The sequence below is a fragment of the Roseovarius ramblicola genome (genome assembly GCF_042430665.1).
GTDB lineage: Bacteria > Pseudomonadota > Alphaproteobacteria > Rhodobacterales > Rhodobacteraceae > Roseovarius > Roseovarius ramblicola.
Genome location: NZ_JBHMEC010000019.1, coordinates 64,871 through 90,376, shown reverse-complemented (window position 1 = coordinate 90,376; position 25,506 = coordinate 64,871). Strand labels below are relative to the sequence as shown.

32 protein-coding genes are annotated in these 25,506 nt (G+C 68.7%); 12 read left to right on the top strand and 20 right to left on the bottom strand.

Annotation, left to right across the window (positions count from 1 at the left end; all coding sequences use genetic code 11):
- Positions 1 to 186 precede the first annotated feature (186 nt).
- The 6 genes from ACFFU4_RS14395 to ACFFU4_RS14370 all read right to left on the bottom strand — a co-directional run bounded on the left by ACFFU4_RS14395 (position 187) and on the right by ACFFU4_RS14370 (position 5,154).
- On the bottom strand, positions 187 to 513 hold the full coding sequence (locus ACFFU4_RS14395) for a DUF3775 domain-containing protein (RefSeq protein WP_377070497.1): 327 nt from the start codon (positions 511 to 513) through the stop codon (positions 187 to 189).
- 65 nt (positions 514 to 578) lie between these two features.
- Positions 579 to 1,313, bottom strand: a complete 735-nt coding sequence (locus ACFFU4_RS14390; RefSeq protein ID WP_377070496.1) for an SDR family NAD(P)-dependent oxidoreductase — start codon at positions 1,311 to 1,313, stop codon at positions 579 to 581.
- On the bottom strand, positions 1,310 to 1,870 hold the full coding sequence (locus ACFFU4_RS14385; RefSeq protein WP_377070495.1) for a DUF3833 domain-containing protein: 561 nt from the start codon (positions 1,868 to 1,870) through the stop codon (positions 1,310 to 1,312). The genes ACFFU4_RS14390 and ACFFU4_RS14385 overlap by 4 nt, the downstream gene beginning before the upstream one ends.
- Positions 1,871 to 1,874: 4 nt before the next feature.
- Positions 1,875 to 3,119, bottom strand: a complete 1,245-nt coding sequence (locus ACFFU4_RS14380; protein ID WP_377070494.1) for an MFS transporter — start codon at positions 3,117 to 3,119, stop codon at positions 1,875 to 1,877.
- The gene (locus ACFFU4_RS14375) at positions 3,116 to 3,871 is read right to left on the bottom strand and encodes a DUF1365 domain-containing protein (RefSeq protein WP_377070492.1); all 756 of its coding nucleotides are present in this window, start codon (positions 3,869 to 3,871) and stop codon (positions 3,116 to 3,118) included. Before ACFFU4_RS14375 ends, ACFFU4_RS14380 begins: the two co-directional genes overlap by 4 nt.
- Positions 3,868 to 5,154 carry an NAD(P)/FAD-dependent oxidoreductase gene (locus ACFFU4_RS14370; protein ID WP_377070491.1) on the bottom strand — a complete coding sequence of 429 codons (1,287 nt, stop codon included), beginning with the start codon at positions 5,152 to 5,154 and terminating at the stop codon, positions 3,868 to 3,870. Before ACFFU4_RS14370 ends, ACFFU4_RS14375 begins: the two co-directional genes overlap by 4 nt.
- A gap of 280 nt (positions 5,155 to 5,434) precedes the next feature.
- Between ACFFU4_RS14370 and ACFFU4_RS14365 the strand changes: the two genes are divergently transcribed.
- Both ACFFU4_RS14365 and ACFFU4_RS14360 read left to right on the top strand, forming a co-directional pair.
- Positions 5,435 to 5,974: a sigma-70 family RNA polymerase sigma factor gene (locus tag ACFFU4_RS14365; RefSeq protein WP_377070502.1), complete on the top strand. Its 540-nt coding sequence runs from the start codon at positions 5,435 to 5,437 to the stop codon at positions 5,972 to 5,974.
- A 5-nt stretch (positions 5,975 to 5,979) separates the two neighbouring features.
- Positions 5,980 to 6,636 carry a ChrR family anti-sigma-E factor gene (locus ACFFU4_RS14360; RefSeq protein ID WP_377070490.1) on the top strand — a complete coding sequence of 219 codons (657 nt, stop codon included), beginning with the start codon at positions 5,980 to 5,982 and terminating at the stop codon, positions 6,634 to 6,636.
- A gap of 18 nt (positions 6,637 to 6,654) precedes the next feature.
- Here ACFFU4_RS14360 and ACFFU4_RS14355 read toward each other — a convergent pair whose 3' ends face one another.
- Entirely contained in the window at positions 6,655 to 7,059 is a 405-nt protein-coding gene (locus tag ACFFU4_RS14355; protein WP_377070489.1) for a MerR family transcriptional regulator, read from the bottom strand.
- Between the two features lie 85 nt (positions 7,060 to 7,144).
- Between ACFFU4_RS14355 and merF the strand changes: the two genes are divergently transcribed.
- The gene (gene merF, locus ACFFU4_RS14350) at positions 7,145 to 7,354 is read left to right on the top strand and encodes a mercury resistance system transport protein MerF (RefSeq protein WP_377070488.1); all 210 of its coding nucleotides are present in this window, start codon (positions 7,145 to 7,147) and stop codon (positions 7,352 to 7,354) included.
- Positions 7,351 to 7,557, top strand: a complete 207-nt coding sequence (locus tag ACFFU4_RS14345; RefSeq protein ID WP_512700572.1) for a GDCCVxC domain-containing (seleno)protein — start codon at positions 7,351 to 7,353, stop codon at positions 7,555 to 7,557. Before merF ends, ACFFU4_RS14345 begins: the two co-directional genes overlap by 4 nt.
- Here the strand turns inward: ACFFU4_RS14345 and ACFFU4_RS14340 are convergent.
- Positions 7,552 to 7,851 carry an SCP2 sterol-binding domain-containing protein gene (locus ACFFU4_RS14340; protein ID WP_377070485.1) on the bottom strand — a complete coding sequence of 100 codons (300 nt, stop codon included), beginning with the start codon at positions 7,849 to 7,851 and terminating at the stop codon, positions 7,552 to 7,554. The genes ACFFU4_RS14345 and ACFFU4_RS14340 overlap by 6 nt on opposite strands.
- A 173-nt stretch (positions 7,852 to 8,024) precedes the next feature.
- On the opposite strand from ACFFU4_RS14340, the gene dddP reads away from it, so the two are divergent.
- Entirely contained in the window at positions 8,025 to 9,365 is a 1,341-nt protein-coding gene (dddP, locus tag ACFFU4_RS14335; protein ID WP_377070484.1) for a dimethylsulfonioproprionate lyase DddP, read from the top strand.
- 6 nt (positions 9,366 to 9,371) lie between these two features.
- On the opposite strand, the gene ACFFU4_RS14330 is transcribed toward dddP, so the two are convergent.
- Positions 9,372 to 9,560: a hypothetical protein gene (locus tag ACFFU4_RS14330; protein ID WP_377070483.1), complete on the bottom strand. Its 189-nt coding sequence runs from the start codon at positions 9,558 to 9,560 to the stop codon at positions 9,372 to 9,374.
- A 216-nt stretch (positions 9,561 to 9,776) separates the two neighbouring features.
- Entirely contained in the window at positions 9,777 to 10,526 is a 750-nt protein-coding gene (locus ACFFU4_RS14325) for a GGDEF domain-containing protein (RefSeq protein WP_377070482.1), read from the bottom strand.
- Positions 10,527 to 10,725: 199 nt separating this feature from the next.
- On the opposite strand from ACFFU4_RS14325, the gene ACFFU4_RS14320 reads away from it, so the two are divergent.
- Positions 10,726 to 11,937, top strand: a complete 1,212-nt coding sequence (locus tag ACFFU4_RS14320; RefSeq protein ID WP_377070481.1) for a bifunctional alpha/beta hydrolase/OsmC family protein — start codon at positions 10,726 to 10,728, stop codon at positions 11,935 to 11,937.
- Between the two features lie 299 nt (positions 11,938 to 12,236).
- Here the strand turns inward: ACFFU4_RS14320 and ACFFU4_RS14315 are convergent, their stop codons facing one another.
- On the bottom strand, positions 12,237 to 13,169 hold the full coding sequence (locus ACFFU4_RS14315; protein ID WP_377070480.1) for a DMT family transporter: 933 nt from the start codon (positions 13,167 to 13,169) through the stop codon (positions 12,237 to 12,239).
- Positions 13,166 to 13,975 (bottom strand): alpha/beta fold hydrolase, encoded by an 810-nt coding sequence (locus ACFFU4_RS14310; protein ID WP_377070479.1) that lies wholly within the window; start codon positions 13,973 to 13,975, stop codon positions 13,166 to 13,168. The genes ACFFU4_RS14315 and ACFFU4_RS14310 overlap by 4 nt, the downstream gene beginning before the upstream one ends.
- 158 nt (positions 13,976 to 14,133) lie before the next feature.
- On the opposite strand from ACFFU4_RS14310, the gene ACFFU4_RS14305 reads away from it, so the two are divergent.
- Complete coding sequence (locus tag ACFFU4_RS14305; protein ID WP_377070478.1) at positions 14,134 to 14,940, top strand: mechanosensitive ion channel family protein; 807 nt, start codon at positions 14,134 to 14,136, stop codon at positions 14,938 to 14,940.
- A 14-nt stretch (positions 14,941 to 14,954) separates the two neighbouring features.
- Here the strand turns inward: ACFFU4_RS14305 and ACFFU4_RS14300 are convergent, their stop codons facing one another.
- The 6 genes from ACFFU4_RS14300 to dgcN form a co-directional block, all read right to left on the bottom strand.
- Positions 14,955 to 15,476, bottom strand: coding sequence for a glutathione peroxidase (locus ACFFU4_RS14300; protein WP_377070476.1), 522 nt, complete (start codon positions 15,474 to 15,476; stop codon positions 14,955 to 14,957).
- Positions 15,477 to 15,526: 50 nt separating this feature from the next.
- Positions 15,527 to 16,393, bottom strand: a complete 867-nt coding sequence (locus ACFFU4_RS14295; protein ID WP_377070475.1) for a branched-chain amino acid aminotransferase — start codon at positions 16,391 to 16,393, stop codon at positions 15,527 to 15,529.
- 58 nt (positions 16,394 to 16,451) lie between these two features.
- Positions 16,452 to 16,949: a VOC family protein gene (locus ACFFU4_RS14290; RefSeq protein ID WP_377070474.1), complete on the bottom strand. Its 498-nt coding sequence runs from the start codon at positions 16,947 to 16,949 to the stop codon at positions 16,452 to 16,454.
- A 94-nt stretch (positions 16,950 to 17,043) separates the two neighbouring features.
- Complete coding sequence (locus tag ACFFU4_RS14285) at positions 17,044 to 17,904, bottom strand: D-amino-acid transaminase (protein WP_377070473.1); 861 nt, start codon at positions 17,902 to 17,904, stop codon at positions 17,044 to 17,046.
- Between the two features lie 4 nt (positions 17,905 to 17,908).
- A complete protein-coding gene (gene dgcA, locus ACFFU4_RS14280; RefSeq protein ID WP_377070471.1) occupies positions 17,909 to 18,874 on the bottom strand; it encodes an N-acetyl-D-Glu racemase DgcA in 966 nt (321 codons plus the stop codon).
- 55 nt (positions 18,875 to 18,929) lie between these two features.
- Entirely contained in the window at positions 18,930 to 19,931 is a 1,002-nt protein-coding gene (gene dgcN, locus ACFFU4_RS14275; protein ID WP_377070470.1) for an N-acetyltransferase DgcN, read from the bottom strand.
- Between the two features lie 248 nt (positions 19,932 to 20,179).
- Between dgcN and ACFFU4_RS14270 the strand changes: the two genes are divergently transcribed.
- Positions 20,180 to 21,139 carry an L-malyl-CoA/beta-methylmalyl-CoA lyase gene (locus tag ACFFU4_RS14270; protein WP_377070469.1) on the top strand — a complete coding sequence of 320 codons (960 nt, stop codon included), beginning with the start codon at positions 20,180 to 20,182 and terminating at the stop codon, positions 21,137 to 21,139.
- Positions 21,140 to 21,203: 64 nt separating this feature from the next.
- On the opposite strand, the gene ACFFU4_RS14265 is transcribed toward ACFFU4_RS14270, so the two are convergent.
- A complete protein-coding gene (locus tag ACFFU4_RS14265) occupies positions 21,204 to 22,106 on the bottom strand; it encodes an EamA family transporter (RefSeq protein ID WP_377070468.1) in 903 nt (300 codons plus the stop codon).
- Positions 22,107 to 22,216: 110 nt separating this feature from the next.
- On the opposite strand from ACFFU4_RS14265, the gene ACFFU4_RS14260 reads away from it, so the two are divergent.
- From ACFFU4_RS14260 to sigJ, 4 genes are all read left to right on the top strand, one after another.
- On the top strand, positions 22,217 to 22,702 hold the full coding sequence (locus ACFFU4_RS14260; RefSeq protein ID WP_377070467.1) for an Lrp/AsnC family transcriptional regulator: 486 nt from the start codon (positions 22,217 to 22,219) through the stop codon (positions 22,700 to 22,702).
- A gap of 86 nt (positions 22,703 to 22,788) precedes the next feature.
- Positions 22,789 to 23,172 (top strand): hypothetical protein, encoded by a 384-nt coding sequence (locus tag ACFFU4_RS14255; RefSeq protein WP_377070466.1) that lies wholly within the window; start codon positions 22,789 to 22,791, stop codon positions 23,170 to 23,172.
- Positions 23,169 to 23,708 (top strand): hypothetical protein, encoded by a 540-nt coding sequence (locus ACFFU4_RS14250; RefSeq protein WP_377070465.1) that lies wholly within the window; start codon positions 23,169 to 23,171, stop codon positions 23,706 to 23,708. Before ACFFU4_RS14255 ends, ACFFU4_RS14250 begins: the two co-directional genes overlap by 4 nt.
- Positions 23,705 to 24,571, top strand: a complete 867-nt coding sequence (sigJ, locus tag ACFFU4_RS14245) for an RNA polymerase sigma factor SigJ (RefSeq protein WP_377070464.1) — start codon at positions 23,705 to 23,707, stop codon at positions 24,569 to 24,571. The genes ACFFU4_RS14250 and sigJ overlap by 4 nt, the downstream gene beginning before the upstream one ends.
- Positions 24,572 to 24,577: 6 nt before the next feature.
- On the opposite strand, the gene ACFFU4_RS14240 is transcribed toward sigJ, so the two are convergent.
- Positions 24,578 to 25,495 carry a bifunctional methylenetetrahydrofolate dehydrogenase/methenyltetrahydrofolate cyclohydrolase gene (locus ACFFU4_RS14240; RefSeq protein ID WP_377070463.1) on the bottom strand — a complete coding sequence of 306 codons (918 nt, stop codon included), beginning with the start codon at positions 25,493 to 25,495 and terminating at the stop codon, positions 24,578 to 24,580.
- Positions 25,496 to 25,506 lie beyond the last annotated feature (11 nt).

The window sequence follows — 25,506 nt, the reverse complement described above, 5'->3', positions numbered from 1 at the left end:
CCGCGCCCTGCTGATGGAGCGGCTGCGAAGGTTCAAGGCCGAAAAGGACGCCGCCACGGACGAGGGCTGAACGGTCGTGCGCCCGATGGAGACGGGAATGGCCTGAAGCGGTCGTTTGGTGCTTGTCTCCGGCGCGGCTCGCCCCGACGTCCCCTCCAGGCCAATCGCCCCCGCCGCCGCGCGCGCTCAGCCGCCGCGAATGAGATCGTCCTCGTCATCCGCCGCCGACAGGCCGAGCGCGTCGAGCCCGTTCTCGAGGTGATCCGACAGGTGCGGCGTGCCGATCAGGTAATCGGCGCAGGGCGTCGTCGCCTCGGCGTAGGCGGTGCGAATCGCCTCTTCGACCTCCTCGGCCTCGAAGCTGCCGCGCCCGATCCACATCACCGCGACGAGGCTGGCCTGCTCCTCCTCGCTCAGCCGGTCGATGAAGGCGCGCAACTCTCCCTCCGCGCGGCCAAGCTCGCGCGCCATGAGCACGACCTGAGCGATCTTGTACGTTGTGATGTCCAGCATGGTCGGCCTCCTCGCGCGCGATGATGCCACAGAATTGCCCGTGCGCAGAGGCCCTTTCCTTGATCTCACGCAAACAGGCGATAATAGAGCCAGTCCGGCAGAAAGCGCGACAGGCGGAAGAGATAGCTGAAAAGGCGGGGAAAATGGCGTTGGAAGGCGCTGTCGTCGCACATCAGTTCGAACATTTCGCGCGCCGCTGCCTCGGGGGACATGATGAACGGCATGTGAAAGTCGTTCTTGTCGGTCAGCCGCGTCCTGATGAAGCCGGGATTGGCAAGCTGCACGCGCACGCCCGTGCGCCACAGATCGGCGCGCATCGATTCGGCGAGGTTCATGACCCCCGCCTTGGACGCGGTATAGCCGATCGCGCCGGGCAGGCCGCGAAACCCCGAGAGCGAGCCGGTGAGCACGATATGACCTGCATCCCGCGCCACCATGGCGGGCACGACATGGCCCAGCACGCGCACCGCGCCGGTGAAATTCACGTCGGCCATGGCGGTGACCTCGTCAGCCGTCCATTCCGTCGAGGGCATGGGCCAGTAGACGCCGGCGAGGTAGACCATGCCGTCGATCTCGCCCGCCGCCCCGGCGGCACGGGCAACGCTTGCGTCGTCGCGCACGTCCACCGGCACGGCGCGGGCGCGCCCCGGCAGTGTGGCGACAAGCGCGTCGAGCCGATCCGCATTGCGCGCCGAGACGATTACCTCGGCCCCCGCCGCGCTCAGCTTCTGCGCCAGCGCCGCGCCGAGCCCCTCGCTCGCCCCCACCAGCCAGTAGCGTTTGCCCTGCCAGCAGGTCATGTGTCCACCCGGCGCATGGTGGCCACAAGCTCGGCCACCTTGATACCGAACTTGCGGAACTGGCTGCGGTTCACGATCACCCCTTCGGGGGTAAGGTACATCCAGTCGGTGACCGACAGCACATGGCCACCCGCCTCCTGTGGCAGGCGGATGCGATAGCGCAGCCGTGCCGCCGCGCCCATCTGTTGGCCGTGACCGGGGCCCACGAGATCGTCGGCCTCGGCGCGGATGGCACCATCATTGCTGAGCGTGAGCCGCCATTCGCGATCCTGCCGGTTGCCGCTGTCATAGCGGAAATGCTCGCGCATGAGGCCGCGATTTCCCTGCCACTCGGCCACGAAATCCGCGTCGAAGCGCGAGGCCATGCGACCGAGCGGGCCGTAGATCACGCCCTCGCACCTGATCGGGCCGTCGAGATGCTCGCGCAGGTCGAGCCGCGGCATGGCGTCGGCGTAATCGGCGGGGCGCTGTGCGCCGAAGCCGGTGAGCCGTGTGGCCAGCGCCACGAGTGCCAGGGCCCCCAGCGCGCCGAGGAGGATCAGTGCAACCGCGTCCATCCCGTCATCCTTTCCCGTCGTCGAGGTCTGTGCGCAGCAAGAGCGCGATGGCCCCCAGTTTCAGCAGGCAGGGCAGCCCGCCATAAAAGAGCGTCAGCAGCCACAGCGCCTGCGAATCGTTCTCTGCTCCGGGGCGAAAGCCGCCTGCCTCCAGCGCGGGCAGCACCGCCACGGCGGCGAGCGCCAGCGTGAATTTCGACACGAAGGCCCAGAGGCCGAAGCCTTCGGCCCCGCCCGGCGCGATGGCGGCCATGCGGCGGGCGAAGGCTGCGGGCAGGAGCGTCATGTCGGCCCCCGTGGCCGCGCCCGATATCACGCAGATCGCCGCGAAGGCTGCGAGATCGCGCGCGCCGAGGCTGATTGCCCAGCCGAAGGCGGCGATCGAGAGGGCCATGGCCAGAAGCAGCATGGGCCTGGTGCCCCGGCGCTCGGCCAGCGTGCCCCAGAGCGGGGCGGCGCAGGCGGCGCTGAGGAAGAACAGCACGAGGAACGGCCCCGCCCAGTGCGGCGCGGCAAGGCGACTCTCGACAAAGAACAGAAACAGCGTCGAGGTGACGGCCACCGGCGCGGCGTTGACCAGCGCCACGGCCAGAAGCCGCCGGGCGCGCGCATCGCGCAGCACGGTGGCAAAGCCGGTGGACGCGGTGCCGCCGCCGCCCTGCCATTGGCCGGTCATCGACAACCACGCGAGCAGGACCAGCCCGGCGAAGGCCAGCGCGAAGCCCGCGTAGCCGCCCAGCAGCGTCGGCGCGGTCGCCGCCGCACAGATGCCCAGCAGCGCGCCGGTCTCGCGCCAGCGCGCCAGCCGCAGATGCCCCGCGCCGGGCAGCCGGTCGGCGGCGGCGACGCCCTCGGCATACATGCAGATGGTGAGAAAGCTGAACGCGCTGAACACCAGCGTCAGCATCAGCGCGAACCAGAGGAGCGGAGCGACGGGCGGGCCGATGGCAAAGAGCCCCAGCATCCCGCCCGCGATCCCCGCCGCGGCCAGCGTCACCGCCGCGCCGCGCCAGCGCGCGCTGCCGGCCGCCAGCCAGCCGAGGGCCGGGTCCTGCACCACGTCGATCAGCCGCAGGGCAAACAGCACCGTGCCGAGGGCTGCGAGCGAAACGCCGTATTCGTCGGCATAGACCTTGGGCGCGTGGATATAGACCGGCAGCCCCGCCGCCGCCAGCATCCCGGCAAAGAGGGCGTAGCCGGACAGGCGCGGGGCGGGTGCGGCCCCGGTTATGGTCGCGGCATGGCTCATCGGCTGACCTCGTCGGCGGGCGGCGCGGGGCGGGCGCGGAAGCGCGCGCCCTTCCACCACAGTTTAAGCGCCTGCCAGTGAATGAGCGCCAGCACCCGGCGCGAGCCGAACGGGCGGCGCAGCATCGCGCCGGCCATGCCGCGCAGACCGAGCGGGCGCACCGGCCCGGTCAGCGTCGCCACCACCCCGCCATTGCCCGCCGTCAGGTCGATCCATATGCCGATGCGGTCGGGGCGCAGGTCGAAGCGGAATTCGTACTCTCCCTCGACCGGCTGAAACGGCGAGACGTGGAAAATCTTGTGCGCGTGCAGCCGGTCGGTGGCGGTGATCGGCGCGTGGTCGTCGCGGTGGCACAGGTAGGAATGGCGGTCGCCATAGGTGTTGGTCACCTCGGCGATGATGCAGGGCGTCGCGCCCGCCGCGTCGTGGCACAGCCAGAAGGCCACCGGGTTGAACACATGGCCCAGCACGCGCGGCTGCGCCAGAAGCTCGATCCGCGCGGGCGCGGGCAGGCCGTGGGCGGCCAGTACCTCGCGCACCCACACCGCGCCGCGCCCGTCGCCCGGCGGCCCGCCGTGGTCGCGGTCGTGCAGCGACATCAGCCCGGCGCGGTTACGGGCAAAGAGGCGGGGGGCCCGCACCGGCGACTCGGCGTCGAGCAGGAGGTAATCCACCCGGTAGCGAAAGGCGTTCTCCACCGCGCCCTTGCGCCCGTGCCAGGTATGGCCAGCGATATGGCGGACAATGCTCATTCGGCGGCCATGTCGGCGGTGTCCCGGGCGAGGATCGCGTCGGCCACCTCGAGCCCGGTGGCGAGCCCGTCCTCGTGAAAGCCGTGGCGCAGCCATGCGCCGCAGAACCAGGTATGGCGGGCGCCATTGCCTGCGCGCACGCGATCCTGCGCGGCGAGCGCCGCGAGATCGAAGACCGGGTGGCGCAGGGTCACCTGGTCGTAGATCAGATCTTCGCGGATCGGGCGCGTGGTGTTGAGGGTGACGAAATGCGGATCGTCCACGGGGATCGGCTGAAGGCTGTTCATCCAGTAGGTGAGGTCGATCTGCCCCGCGCGTTTTGCCGGGCCTTCGGTATAGTTCCACGATGACCACACCGCGCGGCGGCGCGGCATGAGCGAGGTATCGGCGTGCAGCGTGATGTCGTTGGGCTGATACGCGATGGCCCCGAGATTGTTGCGCTCGGTGTCGTCCGCGTCCGAGAGCAGCGCCAGGCTGTCGTCGGAATGGGTGGCGAACACCACTTCGTCGAAACGCTCCCAGTCAGCGCCCGTGGCGCGCACCTCCACCCCGTGTGCATCCCGCCGCACGCCCGCAACGGGCGTGCCGGGCCGCAGCGTGACGCCGCGCGCGCGCATGGATGCCTCGAGCCGGTCCACATAGGCGCGCGAGCCGCCCTGCACGGTGTACCACTGGTGCTGCTCGTCATAGCCCAGCAGCCCGTGGTTCTTGAAGAAGCGCACCAGCGCATGGGCCGGAAAGTCGAGAATCCTCTCCACCGGGGTGGACCAGATCGCGCCGGAGAACGGTGTCAGGTAATAGTCGCGAAACCACCGCCCCAGCCGCATCCTGTCGATCAGCGCGCCGATGGTGAGGTGGCCCGCCTCGGACTCTGCCAGGGCACGCGCGTTGAAGCGGAAGATGTCGCGCAGCATCCGCCAGTGCCGCGGGTCGAGGGAGCGCGAGCCCTGGGCGAAATAGGCGCGTGCGCTGTCCAGGCCGTATTCGAACGCGCCGCCGCGAAACGACGCGCCAAAGCTCATCGTGCTTTCCGTCACCGGCACGCCGAGGCGGTCGAACATGGCGGTCAGTTCGGGGTAGGTGGCGTAGTTGAACACGATGAAGCCGGTATCGACCGGCTGATCCCCGCGCTTGCCCGCGATCACGGTGCGCGCATGTCCGCCGAGTTGCGGCCCGGCCTCGTAGAGCGTGACCGCGTGGCGCGGGCCAAGCCGCTCGGCCACCCCCATACCGGTGATGCCGGCGCCGATGACGGCGATCTTTTGCTGCGCGGGGTGGGGCATGTGGCGGCAATCCCTTGGGGTCACGATTGCACGTTCTACGCGCCGGGGCCGCGAACGGATTAGAATGGGCTGGAACGGGAATGACGCGCGACTGGAAGGGAAATCGACACGCCAAAGTGATCCGGCCCGGCGCAGAGCGCGTATCCGTGGCATGTTTGTGGACACCTGCCATACGACCGCCGATCGCGTCGCGCCCCCCTCGCCGCCCGCAGGGCCGCGTGCTATGTGGCGGGCTGACAAGCGCAAGGAAGCGGACAGCGACGTGGCACCGAAGAACCGGATGACCAGGCAGACCGATATTTGGGTGACGTGCATGATCGCGGTGCGCGACGGGCGCGACGAGGCGGCATTTGCCCGCCTCTTCGGGCATTTCGCCCCCCGTGTGAAGGCGTTTCTCATGCGGTCCGGTGCCGATGCCACGCTGGCCGAGGAATGCGCGCAGGAGACCATGGTGACGCTGTGGCACAAGGCTCACCTCTTTGATCCGGCGCGCGCCTCGGTGGCGACATGGGTCTTTACCATCGCGCGCAACCGCCGCATCGACGCGCTGCGCCGCCAGAAGCGCCCCGAGCCCGAGGACCTTCCCTGGGGGCCCGAGCCCGAGCCGGACCAGGCCGATGCGCTCGTCCTGCAACAGGAAAGCGAACACCTGGGCGAGGCGCTGGCCGCCCTGCCCGAAAAACAGCGTGTGCTGATCGAAAAGGCCTATTTCGGTGAACTCACCCATTCCGAGATCGCCGAGGAGACCGGCCTGCCGCTCGGCACGATCAAATCCCGGATCAGACTGGCGCTCGACCGTCTGCGCCATGCAATGAAGTGACGACCATGACCATGCACGACATCAACCACCACCTGACCGACAAGCTGCTGATGGCCTATGCCGCGGGCGCGCTGCCCGAGGCGTTCGGCCTGACCGTGGCCACCCATGTCTCGATGTGCGACGAGTGCCGCGCGCGGCTCGGGGCATACGAGAGCCTGGGCGGAGCGGTGCTGGAACGGGCCGAGACGGTGGCGATGGCCGGGGACAGCCTGACCGTCACGATGGCGCGCATCCGCGATGGCGCGCCCGTGCGCGAGATGCCCGGGCCGCGCAGACGCAGCGGTGGGCTGCCCGCACCGTTGCAGGATTACGTGGGCGGCGATCTGGGCGATGTGCGCTGGCGACCCGTCGGCATGGGGGTAAAGCAGGCGATCCTGCCCACCTCGCGCGAGGCCACGGCGCGGCTTCTCTACATCCCCGCCGGGGCGGCGGTGCCCGATCACGGCCATCGCGGCACCGAGCTGACGCTGGTGCTGCAAGGGGCGTTCGTGGACGAGACCGACCGATTCGGCCCCGGCGATCTAGAGGTCGCCGACGAGGATCTGCACCACATGCCGGTGGCCGATATCGGAGCCGATTGCATCTGTCTTGCCGCCACCGATGCGCCGCTGCGATTCCGCGGGATGATCCCGCGGCTGGCGCAGCCCTTCCTGCGCATCTGACGGGGTGCGCGCGGCGGGTCACCCGGGTTTGCCCGGCCCCTCCTCCAGTTTCTCCAGCACCGGGCAGGGCCGCCCGCGCCGCGCGCAATCCTGTACCAGCGCCGCAAGCTCCGCCTCTATCGCCCGCAACTCTGCCAGCCGCGTGCGCACCGTGGCGAGATGCGTCTCGGCCACGGCCTGTGCGTCGGCGCAGTTGGCGCGCAGATCGGCAGTCAGTGACGCGAGACGGCGCGCATCGGCGAGGGCAAAGCCCATGTCGCGGCAGCGCCGGATGAAGGTGAGCCGCCGGATGTCGGCCTCGGAATAGTCGCGGCGGCCGTTGGTGCCGCGCGCCGGGCACGGCACCACGCCCGAGCGTTCGTAGTAACGGATGGTCTCGATATTCACGCCGCTGCGGCGGGCGGCCTCGCCGATGGTGGCCATGGGCGATCTCCCCTTGCTGCTGTAGCGGCTACAGGATGTAGGCTGTGCCGTGCATTGGCCAGAGGGAAACCAGAGGGAAAGACGCATGGCGGATTGGCGACTGGGCTTTGGGTTGGGCGGCACAGCCTTCGTGGGGCTGTGCTGCGTGACGCCGCTGCTGCCGTGGGTGTTGGGCACGCTTGGCCTGACGGGGCTGACCGGCGTGCTCTATCGCGACGCCGTGCTGCTGCCGGTTGTGGCCGGGTTTGTCATCTTCACGGGGGTTACGCTATGGCGTCGCAAACACCGCAAGTGAGCCGTGTCTCCACGCTGACCTGCCCGCATTGCGGCGCGGCCGAGGATCTGGAGATGCCCACCGAGTCCTGCCAATGGTTTCACGAATGCACTGCCTGCGGCGCGGTCCTGCGGCCGCGCCCCGGCGATTGCTGCGTGTTCTGTTCCTACGGCACGGTGCCCTGCCCGCCGGTACAGACGGGCGAGGGGTGCTGCGGCTCATGAGCCGGTGAGAATGCCCGACACCTTGAGCGCGCGCTGCACGTTGCCCTCGACCCGCAGCTTGCCGGTCATGTAGGCGGTGACCGGGTTCTGCGCGCCCGCGAGGATCGCGCGGAACACCGCATCGCTGGCGGCGAGCACCACGTCGGCCTCTGCGCCGGGCGCGCCCGGCGCGGCCCCCGTCTCGCTCAGCAGCACGCTGCCGTGATCCGCGATTTCCAGCCGGGCACGACCCCGGATGCGACCCGCTGCCCGAGGTCCGAGCGTGGCGACGTAGTCGGCGATGAGGGGGGTCATGGGCGGTCTGGTCCTGATGCTCCGGGTACGTGCGAGCATGGCCCGCGCGCATCGCCCTGCCAAGCCGGACCCCGCGTCACGAAGGGCGAAAATCGACATTGGCCCGCGTCGCAATCCGGCGCGCGGGCGATGCCCGCCGCTTGTCAATCTGACGGCGAGGGAGGACCGCACCGATGAACCGCCACTTTCGCGACACCCGCAAGATCGACCCCGCGCGCGGCGCGCGCCTCGGCGACAACACCCCCAACGAGGCCGACCGGATCGAGATCGGTCCGACGCGCCTCGCCTATGAGGAATGGGCGGCGGCGGGGCTGGAGCTGCCGGATTTGCAGGCGATGCGCCGCTATCGCTGGGCGCGGCTGACGCAGCATATCGTGGATCGCGATTACGCGGGGCTGCTGATGTTCGATCCTCTGAACATCCGCTACGCCACCGACAGCACCAACATGCAGCTCTGGAACGCGCATAACCCGTTTCGCGCGGTGCTCTTGTGCGCCGACGGGCACATGGTGATGTGGGATTACAAGAACGCGCCGTTCCTGTCCTCGTTCAACCCGCTGGTGGCCGAGGTGCGTTCGGGCGCGGATCTGTTTTATTTCGACCGGGGCGACAAGGTGGACGTGGCCGCCGATGTCTTTGCAAACGACGTCCGCACGATCCTGGCCGAACATGCGCCGGGCAATACGCGGCTGGCGGTGGACAAGCCGATGATCCACGGGCTGCGCGCGCTCGAGGCGCAGGGGTTCACGGTGATGGAGGGCGAGGAGGTCACTGAGAAGGCGCGCAGCGTCAAGGGCCCCGACGAGATCCGCGCCATGCGCTGCGCGAGCCACGCCTGCGAGCGGGCGGTGCGCGCGATGGAGGATTTCGCCCGCGCCAATGTGGGCGACGGCAAGACCTGCGAGGATGACATCTGGGCGGTGCTGCACGCCGAAAACATCCGCCGCGGCGGCGAGTGGATCGAGACGCGGCTCCTGGCCTCGGGGCCGCGCAGCAACCCGTGGTTTCAGGAATGCGGGCCGCGGGTGTGCCAACGAAACGAGATCATCAGCTTCGACACCGACCTGATCGGCAGCTACGGCATCTGCGTGGACATCTCGCGAAGCTGGTGGATCGGTGACGGGGCCCCGCGCCCGGACATGATCCATGCCATGCGGCACGGGGTGGAACACATCCGTACCAACATGGAGATGCTGAAGCCCGGCGTGAACATCGAGGAGCTGAGCCGCAGCACCCACGTTCTGGACGAGAAATATCAGGCGCAGAAATACGGCTGCCTGATGCACGGGGTGGGGCTGTGCGACGAGTGGCCGCTGGTGGCCTACCCCGAAAAGATGGTCGAGGGGGCCTTTGACTACGTGCTGGAGCCGGGCATGGTGCTCTGCGTCGAGGCGCTGGTGGGCGAGGTTGGCGGCGATTTCTCGATCAAGCTGGAGGACCAGGTTCTCATCACCGAGGACGGCTTTGAGAACCTGACGCGCTATCCGTTCGATGCGGCGCTGATGGGCGACTGACGCCGGTCAGCGCGACCGGCGCACATTGCCGTGCCAGTCCTCGTAGGCGGGCTCGGCCCCCTCGACGTTGTGCGGTTCCGGGGTTTGACCGGAGACGATCACCGCCATCAGCAGCGCCGCAAGGCCAAGTGTCACTGTAAAGCGGGGAACGCGACCGGTGCGAGAGGCCGGTGTGAGGCAGATATCCTGGGGCATTGTGCTGTCCTTTCCTTGAGCGTGGTACAAGAATAGATAGGCCCGCGCTTTTAATCACCAAAACGAATGTTTATATTGTCAATCATCATATTTCGTTATGTTAAGTGTTCCCGTCAAAGACCTCTGCGCAAAGCGCACCATTGCCGATGTCCGCCGCCTGGCGGCGCCGCCCGGCAACGCCTGTAAGGTTTCATGCAGAGGTCCCCTTCATCGCCCTCATTCCGCCGCCGTTCCCATCGGGATCGCCGCGTTGTCACAGCCCGGATCGTAGAGAAAGGCGCGGTCGCGCCCGGCGTGCTTGGCACGGTAGAGGGCGCGGTCGGCCTGCTGGATCGCGGTGTCCATGTCGCCGCCCGGCGGCAGCGCCGCGACCCCGAAGCTTGCCGTCAGGCGCAGGGTTTGCGGTCCATGATAGATGGCGCTCGCGCGCACGCGCGCCACGAGCCGTTCGGCCACGGCAAGCCCCTCATCGGCCGCCGCGTCGCGCAGCACGATCACGAATTCCTCGCCGCCGAACCGGGCGACGATATCACCGTCGCGGCAGTTGGCGGTCAGCATGGCGGCGAACTGGCGCAGCGCCTGGTCGCCCGCGAAGTGACCGTAGTGATCGTTGAACCCCTTGAAATTGTCGATATCGGTGACGATCACGGTGCAGGCCTCCGCGGTCATCGGTCCGGCGCGCTCGTAGAACGCCTTGCGCGTGTGGACGCCGGTGAGCAGGTCGTGGTTGATCGCGTGTTCGAGCCGCGTGCCGAGGCGGTGGACCTCGTGCATCCGGCGGCCCACGAACCACGCGATCGGCGCGGCGAGCATCAGCGCCATCGCCGATCCGGGAACAAGCGTGCGCGCCGCGAGATCGGGCGGCAGCATCCCGAAGCGCAGTCCCAGGCTGCCCAGCAGAACGACCGCGGAGATCGCTGCGGTGAACCGCCAGACATCCCCTTTCGTGCGCACGCGCCAAGACATCTCTCACCCTCCTGTTGCGCCCTCGCTCAGCATGGCACCACGCGGGTTAACGCCCGGTGGCGGCGCCCGGGGAAACTGCCGCCAATTTGTCGCGAATGCGGCACAGCCTCACCATCGCGTGACGAGGCGCGCGCGATGCTGGAAGCTGCGGCGCGGCACGCCTAGTCTCGGGGCTGACGGAATTGACAGGGGACAAGACATGCCCACCGAACGCTTCACCTTCGCGGGCCATGATGGCCACGAGCTTGCCGCGCGGCTCGACCTGCCCGAGGGGCCGCACCTGGCCACGGCGCTGTTCGCACATTGTTTCACCTGCTCCAAGGATATCCCCGCCGCGCGCCGCATCGCCGCGCGGCTGGCAGGCGCGGGCATTGCCGTGCTGCGGTTCGATTTCACCGGGCTGGGCCATTCGGGCGGCGAATTCGAGAATACGTCGTTTGCCTCGAACGTGGCCGACCTGGAGCGTGCGGCAGAGGCGCTGACCGGGCGCGGCATGGCACCGGGGCTGATGATCGGGCATTCCCTCGGCGGTGCCGCCGTGCTGGCAGCGGCGGGCGGGATCGAGAGCGTGCGCGCGGTCGTCACCATCGGCGCGCCGTTCGACCCCGGCCACGTCACGCACAACTTCGGCGGCGCGCTGGACCGCATCGCGGCGGAGGGCGCCGCCGAAGTCACGCTCGGCGGGCGGGCAATCCGCATCGGGCAGGGCTTTGTCGAGGACGTGCGCGCCGAACGGCTTGCCCCGAAGATCGAGGGCCTGCGGCGCGCTTTGCTGGTGATGCACGCGCCGCGCGACGCGGTGGTGGGGATCGAGAACGCCGCCGAGATCTTCAGGGCTGCCAAGCATCCCAAGAGCTTCGTCACCCTCGACGGGGCCGATCACCTCGTGAGCGACGCGGGCGATGCCGAGTATGCCGCCGAGGTGATCGCCGCCTGGGCGGGGCGGTACCTGCACCTTCGGGCACCCGCGCCGCCGCCGGGCGCGCCCGAGGGTATCGTGCGGGTGAGCGAGGCGGGACCGGACGGTTTTCTGCAGGACGTGAACGCAGGGCCCCGCCACCACGTTCTGGCCGACGAGCCCGAGGCCTATGGCGGCACCGATCGCGGTATGTCGCCCTATGGCTTCCTTGCCGCCGGGCTGGGGGCCTGCACCTCGATGACCATCCGCATGTATGCCCGCCGCAAGCGCTGGCCGCTGACCCATGTCAGTGTCGATGTCTGCCACGACAAGGTGCACGCGCAGGACGCCGACAGCCGCGGCACGGCCAAGGCCGACCGCTTCCTGCGGGTGATCCGGCTGGAGGGCGACCTCGACGAGGATCAGCGCGCACGGCTGATGGAGATCGCCGACCGCTGCCCGGTGCACCGCACGCTGGAACAAAGCGCGGTTGTGGAGACGCGGGCGGGGTAGGGGATGGTGTGTAATGGCCTGGAGGGGACGTTGGGCATGATGCGATGAGCCGCGCGAGCGCCCGACCGCGGGTGGGCGCTCCGACGGCGGTGGTCGTCACTTTATCGCGCAAGACACCTCGAACGATTGTGCGGGTGTGCAGCGTTGCAATAGCGCCCGCCCCTCCGGGCGGGTCATGCCGGAGGCATGCCTTCGGCATGACCGCTCGCGCGGCGGCGTGCAAGCACGCCTTGATTCCGCGCGGGGTGGGTGGCGAATGGCAGGTATAGGCCAGAGATCCCCCTCCTGCCCCCCGCTCTCTACCCCCGCCCCGCCAGCGCACGCAGCCTCGGCCAGTAGAGTTCGACCAGAACGCAGGCAGTGACCAGCGCGATGGCCAGCACCTGCAGCGGCGTGGGCCACGACCCGAGCACCACGATGGCCAGCGCCGCCGCGATGATCGGCTTGAGGAAGAACAGATAGGAGGCGCGGGTGATGTCGGGCGCCGCCGACAGCCCGCCGAACCACATCAGTTGCGTGATGGTGGTGTTCCACAGCGCCAGGATCACCAGCGACCACGCCGCCAGCGCCGGTTTTTCGATGATGCTGGCCGGGTTGACCCAATCCCCCCAGGCCATCCCCACCAGCAGCCACAGCCCCACCCCGCCGATCATCATGGTCAACGCGATGATCCGAAGGCCCCCGTGGCGGCCCATCACCGGCTTGATGAGAACGGCATAGAGCGAGCCGAGCGCGGCGCAGCCGGTGGCCAGCAGCACGCCCGGAAGCGTACCCGCCTCGCCCGCCAGCGCCGCCAGCGCGCCGTCGGTCAGCAGCACCGCGATGCCCAGCACCGCGAGCGCGCCGGTAACAATCTTGACCGCGCCGGGGTGGATGCCGTTGACCACCCAATTGGCCAGCCCGACGAAGATCGGGATGGTGGTGGTGACGGTGGCCACCTGGATGACGGTGGCGTAATCCAGAGCCCAGTGAAAGAACAGGTAGGTGACGGTCACCCCCATCAGCGACAGCCACAGGATATGCAGCCCCTCTTTCCTGAGCGGTGTGATCAGATCGCGGCTGTCGCGGTGCATAAGCGCCCAGAGGATCAGGCCGAAGCCGCCCAGAAGGTAGCGCCAGACGCTGGTTTCCGGCCCCGCCACGCCCGAGAGCTTGGCGAAGAATTCGCTGCTGGCGTGGCCGCAGACGCCGATCATCACCGCCGGGTAGGCCCATTTCTCGGGGATGTTCATGGGCTGACCTCCGCACCGAAGCGGGCAAGGCTCGTCGCCAGCCGGTCGGCGGCCTCCTGCGGCAGCAGGTGGCCCGCCTCGGGCCAGTCCTCGCGCCGCGCGTCGGGCAGGGTGGCGTAGAGCCGGTCCACCACCTCGCGGTCGAGGAACACCCGGTCCTGCAAGCCGGTGATGACGCATGTGGGCAGGGTGAGCGCGCTGTAATCGAGGTTCCAGTCGGTCTCGGCGGCGTTGCGCATCAGGTTCATATGGCCATGCTCGGGCGGCAGCGGGGCATAATCCCCCTTGAGGAAATTGCCGCGCGCCTGCGCGGCAAACTCGCCATTGACCAGCAGCGGGAACAGCGCGTCGAGAAACAGCCCCACCCCGCCATGCGCCACGATCCGCGCCATCGCGTGATTGACCCAGTCGATCCGCGGCCCGATCTCGCGCAGGGTGTTGAGCAGCACCAGCCCCTCGGCCTGCGCGCCGTTCAGCACCGCCCGCGCCGCGTAGAGCCCGCCGATGGAGAGGCCCACGAGAATCGGGCGCGCGGGCTGCAATTCGGCCAGCAGGCGCTCGAGGTCGGCGACGATCACCGCGTCGGTCAGCTCCAGCGCCGGATCGAAGAGCGACTCGGCCTGACCGCGGAAATTGTAGCTGAGCGTGCCAAAGCCCTGATCGCGCAGGGCAGGGGCGACCGCCGCCTCCCACGCGTCGGTCGAGCCGGTGAGCGCGTTGACGAAAACGAAGGTCGGCGCGCCCGCGCGGGCCGGGGCATGGTGGATGTAATAGAGCGCGTCGGTCTCGGTCAGGCGCAGGTGCATGGGTTTCTCCGCAGCAGTCAGGAACACCGGCACGCTAGGCGGCGGGCGCGGCGGGTGCAAGATGCGCGGTGCCCGCGTCCCGGCAAGGCCCGGGCATTGCGAAACCGGCAGACCTGTTGCAAGGCTGTGGAAATTCATTTTTCAGGACGGAGACCCCAATGCAGGACATCCTTTCATCGCTGGGCGGCTACGCCCCGCTCGTGATCGCCGCCGCCAAGGCGCTGGCGGTCCTCGTCGTGGGCTGGATCGTGGCGGGGGCGGTCGGCGGGATGGTGCGCCGCCGCGTCAACGCCAGCGCCCGGATCGACAAGACCATCGGCAATTTCGCCGCCTCCATCGTGAAATGGGTGATCCTGCTGATGGTGCTCGTTGCGGTGCTGGGTATTTTCGGCATCGAGGCCACCAGCCTCGTCGCGGTTCTGGGCGCGGCGACGCTGGCGATCGGCCTCGCCCTTCAGGGCACGCTCAGCGACCTGGCGGCGGGGTTCATGCTGATCCTGTTTCGCCCCTACAAGCTGGGGCAATACGTGGATATCGGCGGCACCGCGGGCACGGTGGTCGATCTCAACCTGTTCTTTACCGAGATGTCGACGCCCGACAACGTGCAGATCATCGTGCCCAACGGCCAGGCATGGGGATCGGTCATCACCAATTATTCGCACCACACCACGCGGCGCTGCGATCTCGGCTTCGGCATCGATTACGGCGATGACGCGGACCGCGCGATCGAAATCATCCTCGATCTGGCGCGCGCCGATGGCCGCGTGCATGACGATCCCGCGCCCTGGGCGCGGGTGGTGAACCTGGGCGACAGCAGCGTCGATATCGGCGTGCGGCTGTGGTGCGACGCGGTCGATTACTGGGACCTAAAGTTCGACATGACCAAGGCGGTCAAGGAGGCGTTCGACGCGGGCGGGATCTCGATTCCCTATCCGCACCAGGTGAACGTGGAAAAGGCGGGGTGAGGACCACGCCCGGGTCACTCGGCCAGGAGGGATTCGACCTCGCGGGTGATCGCGCCGGAGAGGGGCCGCGTCATCGACCCCCATGTGCCCGCAACGCGGCCATCGGGGGCGATCAGCACCTTGTTGAAGTTCCACGAAGGCGCAAAGCCCGTCTCGGCGACCAATGAGGCGTAGAACGGGTGGGCCTGCGGCCCGCGCACCGGGGTGATGGTGGTCATCGGGATATCGAGGCCGAAATTCACCTCGCAGAAGTCCTTGATCGCCGCTTCGCTGGACAATTCCTGGCGAAAATCGTCGGACGGCACGGCGAGCACGATCAGCCCCCGGTCGCGGTAGCGGTCATAGAGCGCCTGCAACCCGTCATACTGGGGCGTGAAGCCGCAGCGCGAGGCGGTGTTGACCACGAGCACCGGCTGCCCGGTCCAGTCGCTGAGGCGCAACTCGCCGCCGTCGATATTGCCGAACGGCGCCGCGCGGTCGAGTGCTGCGGCGGGCAGGGCGAGAAGCGTGGCGAATAGGGCGGCGATCAGGCGCATGGAACCCTCCTGTCTGTTACCCCGTGATACGCCCCGGCGCGCGACACGGATCACCGCGCGTCGGAAAAGGCCCAGTCCCAGTACATCTCGCGCACCCGCTCGGCGACGGGGCCAGGCTGATAGGAGGTGTCCTCGAAGGCCGAGACCGGCGTCACCTTCATCAGGTTGCCCGAGAGGAACACCTCGTCCGCGGCCTCGAAATCCTCGAACGTCATTACCGTCTCGTGCACTTTCATGCCGTTGCGGCGCATGTTGCCGATATGGCGCGCGCGGGTGATCCCTGCGAGGAATGTGCCGTTGGCGATGGGGGTGAAGACTTCGCCATCCCTGACGGCAAAGACATTGGCGGTGGCCGTTTCCGCCACGTTGCCGAGCGCATCGGCGACCAGCGCGTTGCCGAAGCCGCGGTCGCGCGCCTCCTTCAACATCCGCGCGTTGTTGGGATAAAGGCAGCCGGCCTTGGCGTTGACCACCGCGTCCTCAAGCACCGGGCGGCGGAACCGCGTGCGGCACAGCGTGGTGGTGGTGCCGGCGGGCGGCATCGGCACCTCCTCAAGGCAGATGGCGAAGCCGGTTGCGCCCGCCTTGGGCAACACCGCGAGGTGCCCGCCCTCCAGCGCCCAGTACATGGGCCGGATATAGATGGCGGCGTCCTTCGGATAGGCCTTGAGCCCCTCCCATATGATCGCCTGCATCTCGTCGGGTGTGACGGTGGGCGTGACCATCAGCGCCTCGGCCGAGGCGTTGACCCGCGCGCAGTGCCGGTCGAGGTCGGGGGCGATGCCATCGACGTAGCGCGCCCCGTCGAACACCGAGGAGCCGAGCCATGTGCCGTGATCGGCGGCCTTCATCACCGGGATATCGCCGTCGTGCCAGCGGCCCTCGAAATACGTGCGGATATTGGTGCCTGTCGCCATGTGCTGCCCTCCTGTCGGCGCGCAGGTTAGGGCCCCCGCGCCGGGGCGTCCAGAGGGATCAGGGCGCGGCACGGGCCTCGGCCAGGAGGGCATCCACGTCGAGCGGGCTGTTGACCATCGAGAGATTTCCCCCGGCGTCGTGGGGCCAGTCGGATTCGGGCTTGTCGCGGTAGAGTTCGACCCCGTTATCGTCGGGGTCGCGCAGATAGACTGCCTCGCTCACCCCGTGGTCGGTGGCGCCGTCGAGCGGGATGCCCGCGTCAAGGACGCGCCGCACCGCATCGCCCAGCGCCGCGCGGTCGGGGTAGAGAAAGGCGGTGTGGAACAGCCCGGTATGGCCCGGCGGCGGCGGTGTGCCGTCCAGCGAATCCCATGTGTTGAGTCCGATGTGATGGTGGTAGCCCCCCGCCGACAGAAACGCCGCGCGCCCACCGGGCCTGTATTGCATGATCTCGAAGCCGAGCACGCCGGAATAAAAGCCGATGGCGCGGTCGAGATCGGCGACCTTGAGATGGACATGGCCGATGCGGGTGGCGGGATGGACGGGGGTGGTCACGGGCGCACTCCTTTGCTTGCACGCCCCGATAGTGCGCGGCCCGCGCCGGTCCCTCAATTCCCCGAATGCGCCCAGCGCCTGTGCGCAGATGCGCTCAAACTGCGGCCTTTCGGCTCTCCTCGAGATAGATTTCGCGCAACCGTGCTGCCACCGGCCCCGGCGTGCCGTCGCCGAGCGTCGCGCCGTCGATCTCTACCACCGGCATGACGAAGGCCGAGGCGGAGGTGACAAACGCCTCGTCCGCCGCCTTCGCCTCTTCCATGGTGAAGGCGCGCTCCTCGACCTGCATTTGCGCCTCGCTTGCCATACGCAGCACGGCGGCGCGGGTGATGCCGTGGAGGATGTCGTTGCTGAGATGCCGGGTGATGATCCGATTGCCCTTGACGATATAGGCATTGTTCGACGTGCCCTCGGTCACATGCCCGTCCTCGATCATCCAGGCATCATCCGCTCCGGCGGCCTTGGCCATCATCTTGCCCATCGAGGGGTAGAGAAGCTGCACCGTCTTGATGTCACGCCGCCCCCATCGCAGGTCGTCGATACCGATCACCCTGATGCCGGTCTTGGCGGCCGGGCTGTCGGCCAGCCCGGGCTTCGACTGCGTGAACAGCACCAGCGTCGGTTCGGTTGTCTCGGGGTCGGGAAAGACGAAATCGCGGTCGCCGTCGCTGCCGCGCGTGACCTGAAGATAGACCAGCCCGTCGGTGATGCCGTTGACGCGCACCAGTTCGCGGTGGATGTCGAGCAGGTCGTCAAAGACGGCGGGCTTCAGCATGTCGAGTTCCGACAGCGAGCGTTCCAGCCGCGCGAGGTGGCCGTCGAAATCAATGAGCCTGCCGCCCAGCACGCTGGTCACCTCATAGACCCCGTCGGCCATCAGGAAGCCGCGGTCGAAGATCGAGACGGTGGCCTCGGTCTCGGGCAGGTACTCTCCGTTCACGTAGACAGTGCGCATATCGTCATCCCCACAGGGCCGCGTCGGGCGGGTGCACCCCGGCGGCGTCGAATTTCAAGGCGTTTTCCCGGTCTTCGGCCAGAAGCAGCGGGCCGTCAAGGTCCGTCACCATCGCGCCCTGCGCCACCAGCACGGCGGGGGCCATCGCCAGCGAGCTTCCCACCATGCAGCCAACCATGATGCCGTAGCCTTCGGCGCGGGCCGCCGCGCGCAGGGCCAGCGCCTCGGTGAGCCCGCCGGTCTTGTCGAGCTTGATGTTGACCACGTCATACTTGCCCTTGAGGCCGGGCAGGCTCGCGCGGTCATGGCACGATTCGTCGGCGCAGACCGGTACGGGCCGGTCCATGCCGATGAGCGCCTCGTCCTCACCGGCGGGCAGCGGCTGTTCCACCAGCGCCACGCCGAGGCGCACAAGGTGCGGGGCGAGGTCGGCATAGACCGCCGCGCTCCAGCCCTCGTTGGCATCGACGATGATCCGCGCCTGCGGTGCGCCGCGCCGCACCGCCTCGAGCCGGGGCATGTCGTCGGGGGTGCCCAGCTTGATCTTGAGGAGCGGTCGATTGGCGTTTTGCGCGGCCTGCGCCTCCATCGCCTGCGGCGTGTCGAGCGAGAGCGTATAGGCGGTGATCTCCGGCCCCGGCGCGGGCAGCCCGGCCAGCGTCCAGACGCGGCCCCCCGTGCGCTTGGCCTCCAGATCCCACAACGCGCAGTCCACCGCGTTGCGCGCTGCCCCGGCGGGCAACAGATCGGGCAGCGCCGCACGCGTCACCCGGTCCGGCAAACCCGCGATTTGCGCGGCCACGCTGTCCAGCGTCTCGCCATAGCGGGCGTATGGCACGCATTCGCCCCACCCCGCCGCGCCGCCGTCACGCACCCGCACCGTCAGCACCTGCGCCTCGGTCCGCGAGCCGCGGCTGATGGTAAACACCTGCGCCAGCCGGAAAATATCGCGCGTTACCGAAATCTCCACGCAGCCCCCCCTTTCATCTTGCCAGAAATATCCCCGCCGGAGGCCCCCGCCCGGATCAGATCGCGGCCAGTGCGTCGACCAGCGCGCCCGGGCCGAATCGGTAAGGATCGGTGGCAGGCAGGCCCATCGCGGCCTCGGCCTTTTCAAGGTAGGCGCGGGCCGCGGCCTCGTCCATGTGCTGCGTGTTGACTGCCACGCCCGCCACCACACAGTCCGGGTTCGACACGCGCGCCAGCGGGAGGGCGGTGTCGCGCAGCGTCTCGAGCGACGGCAACACGTAACCCGGAAGCCCGCGCATGTGGCTGCGGGTCGGCTCGTGGCACAGGATCAGCGCGTCGGGCTGCCCGCCATGGATAAGCGCCATCGTCACCCCCGAATAGGAGACGTGAAACAGGCTGCCCTGTCCCTCGATCATGTCCCAGTGATCGGGGTCGTTCGGGGGCGTGAGGTATTCCACCGACCCGGCCATGAAATCGGCAATCACCGCGTCGAGCGGTACGCCGTGGCCGGTGATGAGGATGCCGGTCTGCCCGGTGGCGCGGAACGTGGCCTTCATGCCGCGCGCGTGCATCTCGGCCTCCATCGCCATGGCGGTGTACATCTTGCCGACCGAGCAGTCGGTGCCCACGGCGAGGCAGCGCTTGCCGGTGCGTCTGACGCCGGTGGCGATGGGATAGCCCACGGTCGGCACCCGCACGTCGTGCAGCGTGCCGCCATGCGTCTGCGCCGCAGCCACGATGTCGCCCTCGTCGCGCAGCAGGTTGTGCAGCCCGGAGGCGAGGTCGTACCCCATTTCCAGCGCCTCGATCAGCACCTTCTTCCATGCCGGGCTGATGACGCCGCCGCGATTGGCGACGCCGATGACGAGGGTCTTGGCACCCGCCGCTTGCGCCTCGGCCAGGGTCATGTCGGCAAGGCCCAGGTCGGCGCCGCAACCGGGCAGGCGGATCTGCCCCAGCGCGTTCGCGGGCCGCCAGTCGCGGATGCCGATGGCGACCTTGGCGGCGAGCATGTCGGGCGCGTCGCCCAGGAACAGCAGGTACGGTGTCTCGATCATGGCGGTCTCCTTGCGGGTTGGCGCGCAGCTTGCCCCGGATGCTGCGCCATTTTCTGCCGGAATCAATGGGGGCGCGGGAATATTCGGGGGAATCTTCGGCATGAAACATGATTCTGCGAATTATCTGCGCGACGGTCGGTCGGGCGATGTATGCCGATGTGCACGAACCCGCTTGCGCAGTCCCGCGCAATTTCATACCTCCGGGGCGGTGTATCCACGCAATTTCCGAACCAAGGGAGCGACCCGAGATGAGCTTTCGCCTGCAACCGCAACCGCCCGCGCGCCCCAATCGCTGTCAGCTTTTCGGCCCCGGCTCGAACGCCAAACTGTTCGAGAAGATGGCGGCGAGCGCCGCGGACGTGATCAATATAGACCTTGAGGATTCGGTCGCGCCCACGGACAAGGACGCCGCGCGCGCCAATACCGTGCGTGCCATCAACGAGGTGGACTGGGGCAACAAGACGCTCTCGGTGCGGATCAACGGGCTCGATTCGCCCTTTTGGTACCGCGACGTGGTGGATCTCCTGGAACAGGGCGGCGACCGGCTGGATCAGATCATGATTCCCAAGGCGGGCTGTGCATCCGACATCTACGCGGTCGATGCGCTGGTGACCTCGGTCGAGGCGGCGAAGGGCCGGGAGAAGCGTATCGCCTTCGAGGCGATCATCGAGACGGCGGCAGGGATTTCCCATGTCGAGGAGATCGCGGCGGCCTCCCCCCGGATGCAGGCGCTGAGCCTCGGGGCGGCGGATTTCGCGGCCTCGATGGGGATGTCTACCACCGGCATCGGCGGTACGCAGGAAAACTATTACATGCTGCGTGAGGGCGAGAAGTACTGGGCGGATCCGTGGCACTGGGCGCAGGCCAATATCGTCGCGGCCTGCCGCACGCATGGCCTGTTGCCCGTGGATGGCCCGTTCGGCGATTTCTCGGATGACGAGGGCTTTCGCGCGCAGGCGCGGCGCTCGGCCACGCTGGGGATGGTCGGCAAGTGGGCGATCCACCCCAAGCAGGTGGCGCTCTCCAACGAGATATTCACCCCCACCGACGAGGCCGTGCAGGAGGCGCGCGAGATCCTCGCGGCGATGGAAGAGGCCAAGGCCCGCGGCGAGGGGGCCACGACCTACAAGGGCCGGCTGGTGGATATCGCCTCGATCAAGCAGGCCGAGGTGATCGTGAAACAGGCCGAGATGATCGAGAAGATGTAGCGTCCCGGGCGGGCCGGCGCGGTGCGCGCAGGTCGGCATCCGTGCCCCGGCCGGCGGCACCGTCTCAGGCAATGTCCGGTCCGGGGACGGTCAGCGGCGCGGGCCGGTGCACCGCCACCCCGATCATGACCAGCACGACGCCGAACATGTCCGCCACGCCGGGGATCTGGCGCAGCACGATGGCGCCGATGATTGCCGCCGATGCCGGCAGCAGGGCCAGAAGCAGGGCAAAGCTCGCACGGGGGAGGCGCGCCATGGAGAGCTGGTCGCAGACATAGGGGATGACCGAGGAGCAGAGGCCGACGCCGATCCCTGCCAGCACCAGAAGCGGCGCGCCGAAGGCATCGAGCGCCTGCATGAACCCGATTGGCATGACGAAGAGAAACGCCGCGGCCATGGCAGCCCCGAGCCGCTCCACGCCGCCCGATGCGCCGCTTTCGGAAATCCTGTGTCCGAGGACGATGTAGAGAACGAAGAGGGCGCCGTTCAGGATTGCCCAGAAGAGGCCCAGCAGGTCGGATGTCAGCGCCGTGCCCCTCGCCGCCAGAAGCGCAGGGACGTCGATCAGCAGCGCCACCCCGATGACCGCGAGCGCGAGGGCGAGCAGGTTGCGCCCGGTCCGCACCCCCCAGAGCGCGATGCCGATCGTGCAGACGAACTCGATAGCCGCGACAAGCGCGATCGGCAGCCGGTCGAGGGCGAGGTAGAACGCGCTGTTCATCACCGCAAGGCACGCGCCGAGCGCCAGCAGAAGCGCGCGCTCGCGGGGCGTGGACCTCTGGAACGTGCGCCACGGTCGCGTGACCGGCGCGAAGATCAGCGCCGCCGAGGCGATGCGGAACCACGCGACGCCGAGAACGCCGACCGCCGGGAACAAGAGCACGGCGAAGGACGGCCCGAGATAATGGAAGACCGCCGAGACGCCGAACCATGCATGCGGAGGGACGGTGTCCGACAGTCGCGACATCGCGCCGGGAGCGGTCCCGGGAGGGCGTGGGGCTTGATCTGCCATTTCTTAATGATGCAAGGTATTTCGGGGAAGTGATATGGAGATTGAGTATGCAAAATCCGGATTTGATGAGGGAGTTGAAGGACATTCCTCAATGTGGCCTTCGTTTCGAGAATGCCGGGCTCGACGCCATCGACGCGGCGATTCTGCGGGAACTGGCCGCCGATGCACGCCTGCCGCGCGCCGAGTTGTCGCGCCGCGTCGGTCTCTCGGCGCCGAGCGTGGCCGACCGGGTGCGGCGGCTTGAGGATGTCGGGATTATCACCGGCTATGGCGCGCGGATCGACCCGGCGCGGCTTGGCTATGGTCTGACCATCCTGATCCGGGCGCGGCCGCTGCCGGGAGAGATGCACGCCATGATCGAGGCGATTCGCGAGACACCGCAGATCGTGGCCTGCGACCGGGTGTCGGGCGAGGATTGCTTTGTCGCGCGGGCGCATGTGCGCGATGTCGCGGAGATGGAGGCGGTCATCGACCGGATCGTCCCTTTCGGCGCGACGAACTCGTCGGTCGTGCAATCCTCGCCGGTCCCCGAGCGGCTGGTGGAGCTTTGACGCCCGGCAGCCGCGCCGTCTTTTCCCTGCCGACCTGTCACACGGCGCCCCCCTGATCCGTCAACGCGGGCAAAAGGAGGTGCTGCATGACAAGATCTGTTCTTTACCTGCTGGCGGCGTGGTGCGGGGGCACGGGGCTGTGGCTCGTTCTCTCGCCTGCGGGGTTTCAGGCGACCATCCCCGGTGTGGCCGAGACCGGGCCGCTCAACACTCATTTCTTCCGCGACGTGGGCCTCGCGTTCGTTGTTTCGGCGCTGGCGCTGGGCGCGGGGGCGGCGTTGTGCGACTGGCGGCTGGCGCTGGTTGGGGCCGGGTTTCCGCTGCTGCATGGCGGGCTGCACCTGGCAGAAGCGCTGCAACACGGGCCGCATGGCGGGGCGGGCGCGCTTGTCGCGACGGTGCTGCCGGGGCAGATCGCGCTGGCCGCCGTAATGCGGCTGCGCGGCACCGCACGGGAGGGCGCGGCATGATGCGGTGGCTGCTCAACAGCGGGTTACGCCGGTTTGCCCGGCAAAAGGGCTATGACACCACCTACATGCAGGAGGTTACCGATGCCTGGCCGGGCGCGGGGCTGCGCTATCTCTTCCTGCCCGCGCTCACCCGGCTGACGGGGCCGGCGCCGGATATCTGGGCGGGGGCGATCCTCGCCTCGGTGCTGGATGGCGATTGCGGCTCCTGCGCGCAGCTTGTCTGCGACGACGCGGTGGCGATGGGGGTGGACCCCGGACGTCTCGCCGCATGCCTGCGGCGCGATTTCGAGGCGGCAGGGGCAGTGGGGCTCGGCTATCTCTTTGCCGAGGCGGCGATCGAGGGCGCGGCGGATGCCGACGCCCTGCGCGACGAGATCATCCGGCAGCACGGGCCGCGTGCCGCTATCGCCGCCGCCTATGCCGCCGCGTCGGGGCGGGTCTACCCGGTGCTCAAGCGCGGGCTGGGGCATGGCGCGGCCTGTCGGCGGATCAGGCTGGGCGGCGAGGACCACCCGGTTGTAAGGTCGGACGCATGACCGGCGACGCGCTGCATCTCTTCGAGGCCGAGCGCCCGCGCCTGATGGCGCTGGCCTACCGGATGCTGGGCGAGCGGGCGGCGGCCGAGGACGTGGTGCAGGAGGCGTGGCTGCGCTGGGAGCGGCACGCGGGCGACGTGGCCAAGCCGGGCGCGTGGCTGCGGCAGGTGACGACACGGCTGGCGGTGGACGCGCTGCGCCGCGCGCGGGCGCGGCGCGAGAGCTATGTCGGACCGTGGCTGCCCGAACCGGTGATCGGCGGGATGGACGAGGCCGATGGCGCGGCGCGGCTGGAACTGGCGCAGGAGTGCCACCTCGCGCTCTTGTGGGCGATGGAGCGGCTCGGCCCCGAGGAGCGCGCGGCGTTCCTCCTGCGGCGGGTGTTCGACGCCGATTACGCCGAGATCGCCGCCACGCTGGGCCGCAGCGAAGCCGCCTGCAGGCAGATGGTGAGCCGCGCGGGTGCCCGCCTGCGCGCCGCGCGGCCCCGTTTCGCGCCGGACGACGCGGCGGTGCGCGCGGCGCTCGACCGGTTCGCGCGGGCGGCGGTGGCGCAGGATCACGCCACGGTGCTGGCCATGCTCGCCCCGGAGGTGACGGCGATCAGCGATGGCGGCGGCAAGGCAAGCGCGGCGCTGCGCCCGCTGGAGGGCGCGACCGAGGTGGCGCAGGTGATCCTTGCCGTCGCGGCAAAGGCCGGGCCGGTGGTGCCGCGGCTGGTGCGCGCCAACGGTGCGCCCGCGCTGGCGGTGCTGGAGGGCGGCGCGCAGGACGTGCTCTATACCCTCACGCTGGATGCGCAGGGGCGGATCGACTGGATCTACGTGATGCGCAATCCCGACAAGCTGCCGCGCCCCTGCTGATCCGGTTCAGGCGGTGAGGCCCTCCGGCTCGGGCAGGCCATTCGCGCGGCAGCAGGCGGTGACGGTGTTGGCCAGCAGGCAGGCGATGGTCATCGGCCCGACGCCACCCGGCACCGGGGTGATCGCGCCCGCCACCGCCGCGCAGCTCTCGAAATGGCAATCGCCAACCAGCCGCGTTTTGACGCTGCCATCCTCGTTGGTGCCGCGCTCGGGTGCGTCGATGCGGTTGATCCCGACGTCGATCACCGTGGCCCCCGGCTTGATCCACTCGCCCGGCACCATTTCGGGGCGACCGACGGCGGCCACCACGATATCGGCGCGACGCACCACGTCTGGCAGGTCGCGGGTGCGCGAATGCGCGATGGTCACGGTGCAGCTCTCGCCCAGCAGAAGCTGCGCCATCGGCTTGCCGACGATGTTCGAGCGCCCGACCACCACCGCATCCAGCCCGCTCAGCGATCCCAGATGGTCGCGCAGCATCATCAGGCAGCCCAGCGGCGTGCAGGGCACCATGCTTTTCTGCCCGGTGCCCAGCAGGCCGACGTTGGAGATGTGAAAGCCGTCCACGTCCTTGGCGGGGTCGATGGAATTGATGACGAGGTCCGAGTCGATATGCCCGGGCAGCGGCAGTTGCACGAGGATGCCATGCACCTCCGCATCGTTGTTGAGCGTGTCGATGAGCGCCAGCAGATCGGCCTGCGAGGTGCCCGCATCGAGCTTGTGCTCGTAGGAGTTCATCCCCGCCTCAATCGTCTGCTTGCCCTTGGAGCGGACGTAGACCTGGCTGGCCGGGTCCTCGCCCACCAGCACCACGGCAAGGCCGGGGGTGATCCCGTGCGTCTCCCGGAGCCGGGCGACATGCTCGCCCACCTTGCCCCGGATGGTGGCCGCAAAGGCCTTGCCGTCGATGATCGTCGCGCTCATGGCCCGTGTCC

Excerpts from the sequence above, each read along its gene's own strand:
- ACFFU4_RS14395 (WP_377070497.1), bottom strand. The coding sequence starts at position 513 with ATGCTGGACATCACAACGTACAAGATCGCTCAGGTCGTGCTCATGGCG.
- ACFFU4_RS14390 (WP_377070496.1), bottom strand. The coding sequence starts at position 1,313 with ATGACCTGCTGGCAGGGCAAACGCTACTGGCTGGTGGGGGCGAGCGAG.
- ACFFU4_RS14385 (WP_377070495.1), bottom strand. The coding sequence starts at position 1,870 with ATGGACGCGGTTGCACTGATCCTCCTCGGCGCGCTGGGGGCCCTGGCA.
- ACFFU4_RS14380 (WP_377070494.1), bottom strand. The coding sequence starts at position 3,119 with ATGAGCCATGCCGCGACCATAACCGGGGCCGCACCCGCCCCGCGCCTG.
- ACFFU4_RS14375 (WP_377070492.1), bottom strand. The coding sequence starts at position 3,871 with ATGAGCATTGTCCGCCATATCGCTGGCCATACCTGGCACGGGCGCAAG.
- ACFFU4_RS14370 (WP_377070491.1), bottom strand. The coding sequence starts at position 5,154 with ATGCCCCACCCCGCGCAGCAAAAGATCGCCGTCATCGGCGCCGGCATC.
- ACFFU4_RS14365 (WP_377070502.1), top strand. The coding sequence starts at position 5,435 with ATGACCAGGCAGACCGATATTTGGGTGACGTGCATGATCGCGGTGCGC.
- ACFFU4_RS14360 (WP_377070490.1), top strand. The coding sequence starts at position 5,980 with ATGACCATGCACGACATCAACCACCACCTGACCGACAAGCTGCTGATG.
- ACFFU4_RS14355 (WP_377070489.1), bottom strand. The coding sequence starts at position 7,059 with ATGGCCACCATCGGCGAGGCCGCCCGCCGCAGCGGCGTGAATATCGAG.
- merF (WP_377070488.1), top strand. The coding sequence starts at position 7,145 with ATGGCGGATTGGCGACTGGGCTTTGGGTTGGGCGGCACAGCCTTCGTG.
- ACFFU4_RS14340 (WP_377070485.1), bottom strand. The coding sequence starts at position 7,851 with ATGACCCCCCTCATCGCCGACTACGTCGCCACGCTCGGACCTCGGGCA.
- dddP (WP_377070484.1), top strand. The coding sequence starts at position 8,025 with ATGAACCGCCACTTTCGCGACACCCGCAAGATCGACCCCGCGCGCGGC.
- ACFFU4_RS14330 (WP_377070483.1), bottom strand. The coding sequence starts at position 9,560 with ATGCCCCAGGATATCTGCCTCACACCGGCCTCTCGCACCGGTCGCGTT.
- ACFFU4_RS14325 (WP_377070482.1), bottom strand. The coding sequence starts at position 10,526 with ATGTCTTGGCGCGTGCGCACGAAAGGGGATGTCTGGCGGTTCACCGCA.
- ACFFU4_RS14320 (WP_377070481.1), top strand. The coding sequence starts at position 10,726 with ATGCCCACCGAACGCTTCACCTTCGCGGGCCATGATGGCCACGAGCTT.
- ACFFU4_RS14315 (WP_377070480.1), bottom strand. The coding sequence starts at position 13,169 with ATGAACATCCCCGAGAAATGGGCCTACCCGGCGGTGATGATCGGCGTC.
- ACFFU4_RS14310 (WP_377070479.1), bottom strand. The coding sequence starts at position 13,975 with ATGCACCTGCGCCTGACCGAGACCGACGCGCTCTATTACATCCACCAT.
- ACFFU4_RS14305 (WP_377070478.1), top strand. The coding sequence starts at position 14,134 with ATGCAGGACATCCTTTCATCGCTGGGCGGCTACGCCCCGCTCGTGATC.
- ACFFU4_RS14300 (WP_377070476.1), bottom strand. The coding sequence starts at position 15,476 with ATGCGCCTGATCGCCGCCCTATTCGCCACGCTTCTCGCCCTGCCCGCC.
- ACFFU4_RS14295 (WP_377070475.1), bottom strand. The coding sequence starts at position 16,393 with ATGGCGACAGGCACCAATATCCGCACGTATTTCGAGGGCCGCTGGCAC.
- ACFFU4_RS14285 (WP_377070473.1), bottom strand. The coding sequence starts at position 17,904 with ATGCGCACTGTCTACGTGAACGGAGAGTACCTGCCCGAGACCGAGGCC.
- dgcN (WP_377070470.1), bottom strand. The coding sequence starts at position 19,931 with ATGATCGAGACACCGTACCTGCTGTTCCTGGGCGACGCGCCCGACATG.
- ACFFU4_RS14270 (WP_377070469.1), top strand. The coding sequence starts at position 20,180 with ATGAGCTTTCGCCTGCAACCGCAACCGCCCGCGCGCCCCAATCGCTGT.
- ACFFU4_RS14265 (WP_377070468.1), bottom strand. The coding sequence starts at position 22,106 with ATGTCGCGACTGTCGGACACCGTCCCTCCGCATGCATGGTTCGGCGTC.
- ACFFU4_RS14260 (WP_377070467.1), top strand. The coding sequence starts at position 22,217 with ATGAGGGAGTTGAAGGACATTCCTCAATGTGGCCTTCGTTTCGAGAAT.
- ACFFU4_RS14255 (WP_377070466.1), top strand. The coding sequence starts at position 22,789 with ATGACAAGATCTGTTCTTTACCTGCTGGCGGCGTGGTGCGGGGGCACG.
- ACFFU4_RS14250 (WP_377070465.1), top strand. The coding sequence starts at position 23,169 with ATGATGCGGTGGCTGCTCAACAGCGGGTTACGCCGGTTTGCCCGGCAA.
- sigJ (WP_377070464.1), top strand. The coding sequence starts at position 23,705 with ATGACCGGCGACGCGCTGCATCTCTTCGAGGCCGAGCGCCCGCGCCTG.
- ACFFU4_RS14240 (WP_377070463.1), bottom strand. The coding sequence starts at position 25,495 with ATGAGCGCGACGATCATCGACGGCAAGGCCTTTGCGGCCACCATCCGG.